At 58.8% G+C, this 10,710-nt stretch carries 9 protein-coding genes and 1 pseudogene; 9 read left to right on the forward strand and 1 reads right to left on the reverse strand.

Going from position 1 to position 10,710, the window contains the following annotated elements; genetic code table 11:
* Position 1 precedes the first annotated feature (1 nt).
* From ACOYNV_RS13215 to ACOYNV_RS13240, 6 genes are all read left to right on the forward strand, one after another.
* On the forward strand, positions 2-403 hold the full coding sequence (locus tag ACOYNV_RS13215; RefSeq protein ID WP_422900248.1) for an acyl-CoA thioesterase: 402 nt from the start codon (positions 2-4) through the stop codon (positions 401-403).
* Positions 404-501: 98 nt separating this feature from the next.
* Positions 502-1,782 (forward strand): OmpP1/FadL family transporter, encoded by a 1,281-nt coding sequence (locus ACOYNV_RS13220; RefSeq protein ID WP_422900249.1) that lies wholly within the window; start codon positions 502-504, stop codon positions 1,780-1,782.
* A gap of 175 nt (positions 1,783-1,957) precedes the next feature.
* Positions 1,958-4,336 (forward strand): 3-hydroxyacyl-CoA dehydrogenase/enoyl-CoA hydratase family protein, encoded by a 2,379-nt coding sequence (locus ACOYNV_RS13225; protein ID WP_422900250.1) that lies wholly within the window; start codon positions 1,958-1,960, stop codon positions 4,334-4,336.
* A gap of 100 nt (positions 4,337-4,436) precedes the next feature.
* Entirely contained in the window at positions 4,437-5,639 is a 1,203-nt protein-coding gene (locus ACOYNV_RS13230; protein WP_422900251.1) for an acetyl-CoA C-acyltransferase, read from the forward strand.
* Between the two features lie 230 nt (positions 5,640-5,869).
* Complete coding sequence (locus ACOYNV_RS13235) at positions 5,870-6,430, forward strand: DUF2802 domain-containing protein (protein WP_422900252.1); 561 nt, start codon at positions 5,870-5,872, stop codon at positions 6,428-6,430.
* A gap of 32 nt (positions 6,431-6,462) precedes the next feature.
* A complete protein-coding gene (locus ACOYNV_RS13240; protein WP_422900253.1) occupies positions 6,463-7,203 on the forward strand; it encodes an SPOR domain-containing protein in 741 nt (246 codons plus the stop codon).
* Here ACOYNV_RS13240 and ACOYNV_RS13245 read toward each other — a convergent pair.
* Positions 7,193-7,546, reverse strand: a complete 354-nt coding sequence (locus ACOYNV_RS13245) for a tetratricopeptide repeat protein (RefSeq protein WP_422900254.1) — start codon at positions 7,544-7,546, stop codon at positions 7,193-7,195. The two genes, ACOYNV_RS13240 and ACOYNV_RS13245, sit on opposite strands and share 11 nt — an antisense overlap.
* A 43-nt stretch (positions 7,547-7,589) precedes the next feature.
* Here ACOYNV_RS13245 and ACOYNV_RS13250 point away from each other — a divergent pair, with 43 nt between their 5' ends.
* From ACOYNV_RS13250 to ACOYNV_RS13260, 3 genes and pseudogenes are all read left to right on the forward strand, one after another.
* Positions 7,590-7,970, forward strand: coding sequence for a RidA family protein (locus tag ACOYNV_RS13250; RefSeq protein ID WP_422900255.1), 381 nt, complete (start codon positions 7,590-7,592; stop codon positions 7,968-7,970).
* A 100-nt stretch (positions 7,971-8,070) separates the two neighbouring features.
* Positions 8,071-10,122, forward strand: coding sequence for an ATP-dependent DNA helicase RecG (gene recG, locus ACOYNV_RS13255; protein ID WP_422900256.1), 2,052 nt, complete (start codon positions 8,071-8,073; stop codon positions 10,120-10,122).
* 376 nt (positions 10,123-10,498) lie between these two features.
* Positions 10,499-10,615: pseudogene (locus tag ACOYNV_RS13260) on the forward strand (radical SAM protein); the annotation flags it as partial.
* Between the last annotated feature and the right edge of the window lie 95 nt (positions 10,616-10,710).

Here is a 10,710-nt window from a genome sequence, read left to right on the forward strand (position 1 = left end):
AATGAGCGAACACATCGCCCAACTGCCGAACAGACAGCCCGCCCTGCGCGTCATGCCGATGCCGGCCGACGCCAACCAGTACGGCGATATCTTCGGCGGCTGGATCATGTCGCAGGTCGATATTGCCGGCGCGACGATGGCCATGCGCCGCGCCCGTGGCCGCGTGGCGACGGTATCGGTCAATTCGTTTGTGTTCAATCAACCGGTGTCGGTTGGCGACGTTGTCAGCTTCTTTGCTGAAGTCGTCGAGACCGGGCGAACTTCAGTCAAGGTAAGCGTCGAGGTCTACGCCCAGCGCAACCCTACGCAGCCGATAACGGTCAAGGTGACCCAGGCAACGCTCACTTATGTTGCAATAAACCAACAGGGAACCAAACGCGAGTTGCCAAGCGGCGAACAATAAAAGGGTTTTCATGAAAGTCGATTTACAATCGAGATTAGCATTTGCACACCGTGGGTTTTTACACGCGCAATAACAATAAACATTCATCAGGAGGGTGTATGGCTCAGGGTATTTCAATGAAATTGATTCCGGCATTGATGCTGGTCGCTTTCTCTGGCGCGGCAAGCGCGTCGGGTTTCCAGTTGCAGAACCAGTCGGGTTCGGGCAACGGTAACGCATTTGCCGGTGCGGCTGCGGCTGCTGAAGATGCGAGCACCATCTTTTTCAACCCGGCTGGTATGACCAATCTGCAGCAAGGGCACAACATTTCGTTGTCCGGTACGTTGATCAACCGCTCTATCAATTTCACAAATCAAGGCTCTACTACAACCATTCCAGGTGTTTTTCCTCTCCCGACAGGGAATGGCGGGAACGCTGGTGGCTTGTCCTTTTTGCCAGCTGGTTACTGGGCTTATGGAATATCGCCTAGTCTAAGCGTTGGTGTCGGTGTGGGGCCAACTTTTGGCAACACCACCGAGTATGCTTCAGATTTCGTAGGGCGTAATGCGGGTATTTATTTCTCCATGGAGCAAATAAACATCAACCCTTCAGTCGCTTACAAGGTCTCCGAAAAAATTTCGTTGGGAGCCGGCATTAATTTTGCGCACAATGAATCACATTTTAAGCAGGGTGTTCCGACTTCTCTTACTAACTATCTTGATGTAAAAGGCGATGATTGGGCTGTTGGCTATAATCTAGGTGCTACGTTTCAGGTCTCGCCTAGTACGCGCATTGGTCTGGCATACCGTTCGCGCCTTGATTTTGAGCTCGAAGGCAAGCAGGAATATGCGACCCCGAGCGCTACTTTGATCAATCAGGACGTCAAAGCAAGTTTGACTACTCCAGCGAACTTTTCGATGGCCGTTTCACAAAAGCTGAGTGACAAGTGGGAAATGCTTGGTGATGTAACATGGACTGAATGGAGCGTTGTTCAGTCTTTGTATGTCGATAACAAGCAGACTGGTGCGCCGTTGCAGAGGCTGCCGTATAACTTCAAGGATACGTGGCGTGTCGGGTTGGGCGCCAACTATCAATACGACGATGCGTGGAAGTTGCGTTTTGGTGTTGCGCACGACAAGTCACCAGTTAAGTCGGCGGAAGATAGGACAATGACGCTGCCGGATTCGGATCGTACATGGCTGTCGTTTGGCGCCAAATACGCTTTGTCGAAAGCGGCATCCCTTGATTTCGGCTATACGCACATCTTCTTTGTAAAAACAAATACTAATCGGGATGTAACTACGGGTTACCCGGGCGTCACGACGGTGAGACAGACTATCCGTGGCGACGTTGATACAAGCGTTGACATCTTGTCAGTTCAGTACAACCAAGCATTCTGATCTACCCGTCTTGTTTTGCAAAAACGCCCCGGTTTTCCGGGGCGTTTTTTTCGCCCATACTTCTTGACGTCTCAAACGAAAATCGTATAATTCAAACGTTCGTTTAACTGCTGTGTCGCGCTGTTCCGGGATGCCTGGCAAGCGACAGATACTCAGAAAATCAAAGGAGAACAGCTTGAGCAACTTTATCGTACGCAAGGCCGCGGTACTCGGTGCGGGTGTGATGGGTGCGCAGATCGCGGCACACCTCGCCAATGCCGAAGTGCCGGTAGTTCTGTTTGATCTGCCGGCCAAGGAAGGCGATCGGAACGGCATCGTCAGGAAAGCGCTTGACGGGCTCAAGAAGCTTGAGCCGTCGCCGCTGGCGACCAAGGATCGCGTCGCCTACATCGATGCCGCGAATTATGAGCAGCACCTTGATCAACTCAAGGACTGCGACCTGATCATCGAGGCCATTGCCGAGAAGATGGAGTGGAAAGACGATCTTTACCGCAAGATCGCGCCCTTCATTTCGCCGAAGGCGATCATCGCCTCGAACACTTCCGGGCTGTCGATCAACCGTTTGTCGGAAGGCTTGCCCGAGGCTTTGCGTGGGCAATTCTGCGGCATCCACTTCTTCAATCCGCCGCGCTACATGCATCTGGTCGAGTTGATCGCCACCCAGACCACGGCGCCGGGGCTGCTCGACAAGCTGGAATCCTGGCTGGTTTCGCGCCTCGGCAAAGGGGTTGTGCGAGCGCTGGATACGCCAAACTTTGTCGCCAACCGCGTCGGTGTTTTCTCGATCCTTGCCGTCATGCATCACACGCAGCAGTTCGGTCTCGGCTTCGATATCGTCGATGCGCTGACCGGGCCGATCATCGGCCGACCAAAGAGCGCCACCTACCGTACTGCCGATGTGGTCGGTCTGGATACTCTTGCGCACGTCATCAAGACCATGCAGGACACGCTGCCGAATGATCCCTGGCATGGCTTTTACGCTTCTCCGGCCTGGCTGTCGGCGTTGATCGGACAAGGCGCGCTCGGGCAGAAAACGCGTTGCGGCATCTTCAAGAAGGAAGGCAAGTCGATCAAGGTGCTCGACCTTGCCACGAAGGGTTATCGGGACTCGGCGGGCGAAATTGCGCCGGACGTTCTGGTCATCCTCAAGAACAGGAATCCGGCTGAAAAATTCGCGCAACTGCGTGCCTGTGAGCATCCGCAAGCCCAGTTCCTGTGGGCCATCTTTCGCGATATTTTCCATTACGTTGCTTTCCATCTGGCCGATATTGCCGACAACGCGCGCGACATCGACTTCGCCATGCGCTGGGGCTTCGGCTGGTCGCAGGGGCCGTTCGAAACCTGGCAAGCGGCTGGCTGGAAAACCATTGCCGATGCCGTCAAGGCGGATATCGACGCTGGCCAGGCGATGAGCACGGCACCCCTTCCAACTTGGGTTTTTACCAGCGAGGGCGTGCACTCCGCCGCTGGCTCCTATTCGGCGAGCGCCGATGCGCTCAAGCCGCGTTCGGCCTTGCCCGTCTATCAACGGCAGATTTTCCCCGAGCGCATCCTGGGCGAAAAAGCCGTTGCCGGATCGACCGTATGGGAGAACGAAGGCATCCGCCTGTGGACGCTGCCGCAGGTCGACAGCGAAATTGCCATCATCAGCATCAAGTCGAAGAACCACACTTTGGGCCGCGACGTGATCATTGGCATTCAGGAAGCCATTGCCCGGGCAGAAGCTGAGTACCAGGGCGTGGTCGTCTGGCACGAGGCACCGTTTGCCTTCGGCGCCAACCTCAAGGAAGTGACCGAAGCGGTCAATGCTGGCCAGTTCGACCTGCTCGACGGCTATGTGGCCGAGTTCCAGAAGGCCTCGATGGCGATAAAGTATGCCAAAGTCCCCGTCGTTGTTGCTGCTCAGGGCATGGCGCTGGGCGGCGGTTGCGAATTTGTGATGCACGCTGCCAAACGCGTGATAGCGCTGGAGAGCTACATCGGCCTGGTCGAAGCCGGCGTCGGCCTGATCCCGGCCGGTGGCGGCTGCAAGGAGTTTGCCATCCGTGCCTGGCAGAATGCGGCCAAAACGGGCGGTAACGATCCCTTTGAATTCATCCAGCCGGTATTCATGACCATCGCCATGGCCAATGTTTCCAAGAGCGGCGCGCAGGCGAAGGAACTCGGGTTTGCCCAGGAATCGGACAAAATCGTGTTCAACGCCAACGAACTGCTCTACGTTGCCCTGCGGGAAGCGCGCGGCATGGCCGAAGCCGGCTATTACCCGAAACTGTCTCCGCGCAACATCAAGGTGGCGGGGCGGACCGGCATCGCCAACTGCGAAATGATGCTGGCCAACATGAAAGAAGGCGGCATGATTTCGGCGCATGACTATCTCGTTGCCAAATGTGCGGCGACGGCGTTGTGTGGTGGCGATGTTGAAACCGGTTCGCTGGTCGATGAACAGTGGCTGCTGACGGTGGAGCGCAAACTCTTCATGCAGTTGCTGAGGAACGAAAAAACCCAGCAACGTATCCAGCACACGCTGGAAACCGGCAAGCCGCTTAGGAACTAGTGAGGAGAGAGGAGTCGGGAGTTAGGACTAGAACTGTCTCCTTCCTCCGTCACTCCTCACTCCAAACTTTCAACTCCTCACTTTCTCCGAAGGAGAACTCATGAGCAAACAGATTCAGGAAGCCTATATCGTCGCCGCCACGCGTTTGCCGGTGGCCAAGCGCAAGGGAATGTTCGGGCACGTGCGTCCGGATGACATGCTGGCGCACGCCATCAAGTCGGTCATGGCGCAGGTGCCGGGGCTCGATCCGGCGCTGGTCGGGGACGTCATCGTCGGCTGTGCCATGCCGGAAGCCGAGCAGGGCATGAACGTCGCCCGCATCGGCCTGCTGCTGGCCGGATTGCCGAACACGGTGCCGGGCTACACCATCAACCGCTTCTGCGCCTCCGGCGTGCAGGCGGTGGCCGATGCCGCCGCACGCATCCGCCTCGGCGAGGCAGATGTGATGATTGCCGCCGGCACCGAAACCATGTCGCTGCTGAACCAGATGACCGGCAACAAACTGGCCATGAACCCGACGCTGTTCGAGAAGGAAGAGAACTACGCCATCGCCTTCGGCATGGGACTGACCGCTGAGAAGGTGGCGCAGCAGTGGAAAATATCGCGCGAAGACCAGGATGCCTTCGCTGTCGCGTCGCACCAGAAGGCTTGCGCGGCGATCAAGGCCGGGCACTTCAAGGCCGAAATTTCGCCCTACGCCATCAAGGCGCACGTGCCGAATCTTAAGACCGGCGAAGTGATGATCAAGGATTTTCTCGCCGATACCGACGAAGGCCCGCGTCCGGATAGTTCGCTGGAACGTCTGGCCAAGCTCAAGCCGGTGTTTGCCGCACGCGGCTCGGTAACCGCCGGCAACAGCTCGCAGATGTCCGACGGTGCGGCGGCGGTGCTGGTTGTTTCGGAGAAAATCCTCAAGCAGTTCAACCTCAAGCCGCTGGCGCGCTTTGCCGGTTATTCGGTGGCCGGCGTGCCGCCTGAAATCATGGGCATCGGCCCGATCGAGGCCATTCCGCGCGTACTCAGGCAGGCCGGCGTGAGGAAGGAAGATATTGACTGGTTCGAGCTCAACGAAGCCTTCGCCGCGCAGTCGCTGGCCGTCATGCGTACGCTCGATCTCGACCCGGCCAAGGTCAATCCGCTTGGTGGCGCCATCGCCCTCGGCCATCCGCTCGGCGCCACCGGCGCGATTCGTACCGCAACCCTCGTGCATGGCTTGCAGCGCACCCGGCAGCGCTACGGCATGGTCACCATGTGCATCGGAACCGGCATGGGCGCCGCCGGGTTGTTTGAAGCGATGTATTGACCGGGGGGCTGGGAAGGGCGTCAATAGGTCATTCCAGCCATGCCTGCCGTGGGAGTCGCATGAATATTGGCTCCTGTGGCAGGCATGTTCAAGATGGCCAATCCGTCTGCCTCGCAGGCATGCCTCAAGCAACTGCTTCGCTTCTTTGTTCCGTATCATTTTCAAGCGGGCGCAAAGCCTGAGGTAGTGTCTGGCATAATACCGCCCAGACACTCTGACACAGGCGATCGATGGATTTTGAGGGACTGGCAAATCTGGGCTGGCGCGTAGCGCTGATTGCGATAATCGCGCTGCTGGTGATCTACGTGGTCTTCGCTTTTCTGCGCATTCGTCGCCTGAAGCGCGAGAAAGTCATCATCAGCGTGCCTGATCCGCTTGCCGTGAAGTCGGCCGTCGCCGCTTATGCGGCCGTGCAAGAGCCGGAATCACTTAATTCACCTACCTTCCACAATTCACCGGAGCCGCTGGCTGCGCCGTCGGAAGCCGCGTTTCCCTGGAACGAGCCGCCCCCAGGATACCCGGGGCAACACAAGATCGAAGCACTTGAACGCGAAATCGTGCAATTGCGCAAAGAAGTGGGTGGCCTGCGTGCCGAAGTGCTGATCTTGCGTGAGGAGCAACGGCGTGAGCTTTCGCAGTCACAAGTGACGCAGAATGCCTCGCCGCTCTACAGCGATGCCATGCAAATGGCCTTGCAGGGGCATGATGCAGCGACCATTTCGCAGCACTGCGGCATCTCTCGGGCTGAGGCCGAACTGGTGGTTGCCTTGGTACGTAATCGCGATATCTGAAGTAGATGGCACAACACGGGCAGGGGGGCAACATGGCGACTAACGAGACCAGCGCGACTGAAGTTAAAAGCGATCCATCCGACATCAAGCGCAAGCTGGCCTGGCGGATGGGATTTGCCGGGCTGATGATTGTCGGCTTGCTCGGGGGCCTGGCGCTCTTTGACTACCTTGGCCGCCCAAGCGAGACGGAACCCAGCGCGCCACAATTTACCGAGCCTGTTCCGGTGGTAAAGAAAATTATTACCCAGGCGGTTACACCGACCGAGCCGACGCCGGAGATGCCTAAGGAAGAAACGAAAGCGGCCGAGCCAGAAGCCAGCGCGGCCCCGGTTGACAAGGCGGCGCCGGCAGTTGAGCCGCCGCCGCGCCCGCAGGTGTCTGCGCAACCTGTCTTGCCGCGTGCTTCCTCGCCGGCGGGACGATCAGCCGCATCGGCTATCCAGCCTGCGCCAGCCAAACCAGTCGAGCCCAGGGTTGCGCCAGTGACTGCCGCGCCCGCTCGCGTCGAGCCGCCAGTTGCGGCGGCGCAACAACAGCCCTTATTACAGCGCTTGTTCTCCGGCTATGTCTTGCAGGCGGGCGTGTTTGCTGATCCGCGCCGTGCCGAAGAACTGCATGCCAGGCTGACGCTCGAAGGGATTCCGTCTGCGATCGAGGCGCGGGTGCAGGTCGGCCCCTTCAAGAATCGCGAAGAGGCCGAAGCCGCGCGCGCCAAGATGAAGGCGATGGGGATTGAATCGGTGCTGTTGGCGCCAAAGGGCGCTAAGCGCTAGGATGTTGCGGTCCACTTTCGTCAAGTTGCTTGCCTAGCCGTTTGGAGAACACGGCCATCTCCTTGGCGGCCTGGATATCGCCTTTTTGCTCGGCCACGAGGATGCCTTGGTCGAAGGCTTCCAGCGCTGCCTGAATCTCGCCGTTCTCGGCCAAGGCCTTGCCCAGCAGTTTCCAGGCAGCAGAATACTTTGCGTCGCGTTCGATGGCGGCGCGGAAACAGACGGCCGCCTGTGCCGGATCGCCAGCCTTCAGCCATTCATTGCCGAGCGAGTAGCGCAGCAACGCGCCGTCCCGTGGTCCGCCGAGCATTTTTTCAAGATTGGCGATGATCGTTGTCGTCATTTAAGATTCTCTTTTTCTGTTGCACACACCAGAGGACAGCGCAATGAGCAAAACGATCATTTCAACAGCAAACGCCCCGGCCGCCATCGGCACCTATTCGCAGGCGGTCAAGGTCGGCGATACGGTCTATCTGTCCGGCCAGATCGGCCTTGATCCGGCGACCATGCAGATGGTCGAGGGCATCGACGCACAGGTCGTCCGCGTCTTCGAGAGCCTGAAGGCGGTGGTCGAAGCAGCCGGTGGTTCGCTGGCCGATGTGGTCAAGCTTAACGTTTATCTCACCGATCTCGGCAATTTTGCCAAGGTCAATGAAGCGATGGCCAGCTATTTTTCCGAACCCTTCCCGGCGCGTGCGGCGGTCGGCGTTGCCTCGTTGCCGCGCGGCGCGCTGGTCGAGGCCGATGGTGTCATGGTGATAACTTGACAGTCGCGCGAGCGACTCGCGAACCTCCCCTCGCCCTCTGGGAGAGGGGTCGGGGGTGAGGGAAAGTGGGACAGAAGCAGGCAAGCCCGAACCCCAGCCAATGTCGGACGGCGACGAGATCCAGGCGCCAGCCGCGATCAAGGCCAAGCTGCGCAAGCTGGGCCTGGTCCGGGGCGACGATCTCGTGCTGCATCTGCCGATCCGCTACGAGGATGAAACGCTTATCACGCCCATCGCGCTGGCTTTGGGCGGTGTTCCGCTGCAAGTCGAGGCCGTGGTGCTTGAGGTCACAGTGCAGTTCCGACCGCGCCGCCAGTTGGTTGCGCGTGTCAGCGATGACAGCGGGGAGTTGGTGCTGCGTTTTCTCAACTTCTACGGCAGCCAGATCAAACAGCTTGAAACGGCGCGTGACGAAGGGCGCCGGCTGCGCCTCTTCGGCGAGATTCGCGAGGGCTTTTTCGGCCCTGAAATGGTGCATCCGCGCTACCGGGTGGTCACCGACGATCAGAACTTGCCGCAATCGTTAACCCCCGTCTACCCGACCACCGCCGGCATTTCGCAGAACCTGCTGCGCAAGCTCATCCTGCCGGCGCTTGCCGATGCTGATCTGGGCGAACTGCTTGATGCCCGCTGGTGTCTCCGACACGAACTGCCGTCCTTTGCCGAGGCCGTGCAACTGCTGCACGCGCCGCCGCCCGGTGTTCCTGAAGACGAACTGCAACTGCGCACGCATCCGGCCTGGCAGCGCATCAAGTTCGACGAAGTGCTGGCGCAGCAACTCTCGTTGCGTCGCGCCTACATGGCGCGCCGTAAAAAGGGTGCGCCGCTGCTCGACGGCCCCGGCCAACTCGCCGGGCAACTGCTCGCCGCGCTGCCCTTTGGCCTGACCGGCGCACAGCAGCGGGTTTACGCCGAGATCGCCGCCGACCTCGCGCAACCGTACCCGATGCAGCGTCTGCTGCAAGGCGATGTCGGTAGCGGGAAAACCATCGTCGCCGCGCTGGCCGCCTGTCAGGCCATCGAGTCGGGCTATCAGGCGGCCTTCATGGCACCGACCGAAATTCTTGCCGAGCAGCATTACCTCAAGCTGCGCGCCTGGCTCGAACCGCTCGGCATCGAGGTCGCTTGGCTGACCGGCAGCCTCAAGAAAGCCGCCAAGCAAGCCATGCTGCTCCAAGCGGCAACCAGCGCGCAATTGATCGTAGGCACCCATGCGCTGATTCAGGAGAGCGTAGACTTCGCCCGGCTCGGGCTGGCGATCGTCGATGAGCAGCATCGTTTTGGCGTCGCGCAACGGCTGGAGTTGCGCAAGAAGGGCGATAATGCCACGCCGCCGCATCAACTCATGATGTCGGCAACACCGATCCCGCGCACGCTGGCCATGAGCTATTACGCCGACCTCGACGTTTCGGTGCTCGACGAGTTGCCGCCGGGGCGCCGGCCGATCAGGACCAGGCTTATCTCCGATCTCCGGCGATCCGAAGTGATTGCCCGTGTGCGCGGTGCTGTGGCTTCTGGCCGGCAAGCCTACTGGGTTTGCCCGCTGATTGAAGAATCCGAAAAATTGCAACTGCAAACCGCCATCGACACGCATGCCGCGCTGAGCGCAGAACTCGGCGACCTGCGCATCGGCCTGGTGCACGGCCGCCTCAAGTCCGACGAAAAAGCCGCGACGATGGCCACCTTTGCGGCTGGTGAGATCGATGTGCTGGTGGCTACGACGGTGATCGAAGTCGGCGTCGACGTGCCCAATGCCAGCCTGATGGTCATCGAACACGCTGAACGCTTCGGTCTCTCGCAACTGCACCAGTTGCGCGGTCGGGTCGGGCGCGGTGTGCATGACTCGGTGTGCGTGCTGCTTTACCAGCAACCGCTGTCGTGGACGGCGCGCTCCCGGCTCAAGATCATTTACGAGAACACCGACGGTTTCGAAATCGCCCGCCAGGACCTGCATCTGCGCGGCCCCGGCGAGTTTGTTGGCAGCCGCCAGTCAGGCGTGCCGCTGTTGCGTTATGCCGATCTCGAGGTCGATACCGATCTGGTTGAACTGGCGCGCCAGATGGCTGAGCATCTGCTGCTCAATGATCCAGAGAGAGCCGGGCGGCATCTGAAACGCTGGCTCGGGAGTCGGGAAGAACTACTGAAAGCCTGAGATTCCAGGCTGGCTTTTTCGTGCAATGAATCCGGACATCGTGCGTCGATGATTCCAGCCCTGCCAATCGAAATCATGTGCTGACGCTCGAAGCTGCCGCTGTGTGTTCAGGACCAAAAAACATCCCAATATTTTTTCCGATCAGCGCGCTACCGCAAAGATCGGATGGCCCATGTTGCGTGTATTTGGATTCTACAGCGCGGTTCGGAGTCTCGACTTTAATTGCTTTGATTTCACACTGATACAGGAAACATTCTCAGCAATTCTCATTTCAAAATATTCGTTTGAAATAGAGGATCGTTCCCGCCACGGAAAGGCGCCAAATACGGCTCAGGCTCTCTTTGGCAAAATCAAGAAGAGGTCGAGTGTGCCAACCATGTTGAATGTTAGTGGTCACAACCGCGACAGCGTAGGGTTGAAATATGTATACCCGGTTCTGTCACGATGGGCAGGTGGCGTCTCGGTGGGCATCAATCTGAATGTCAACAACGCGGGGAGGTCCCTTACGTGTCAGCAATTCTCATTTTAAAAATCAGTGCCCTTTCGGCAGCGCTGCGTGAATTCTGCTGATGTTTATGTTATTGGCTA

Origin of the sequence: Propionivibrio sp., from assembly GCF_049316945.1 — a bacterium.
GTDB lineage: Bacteria > Pseudomonadota > Gammaproteobacteria > Burkholderiales > Rhodocyclaceae > Propionivibrio.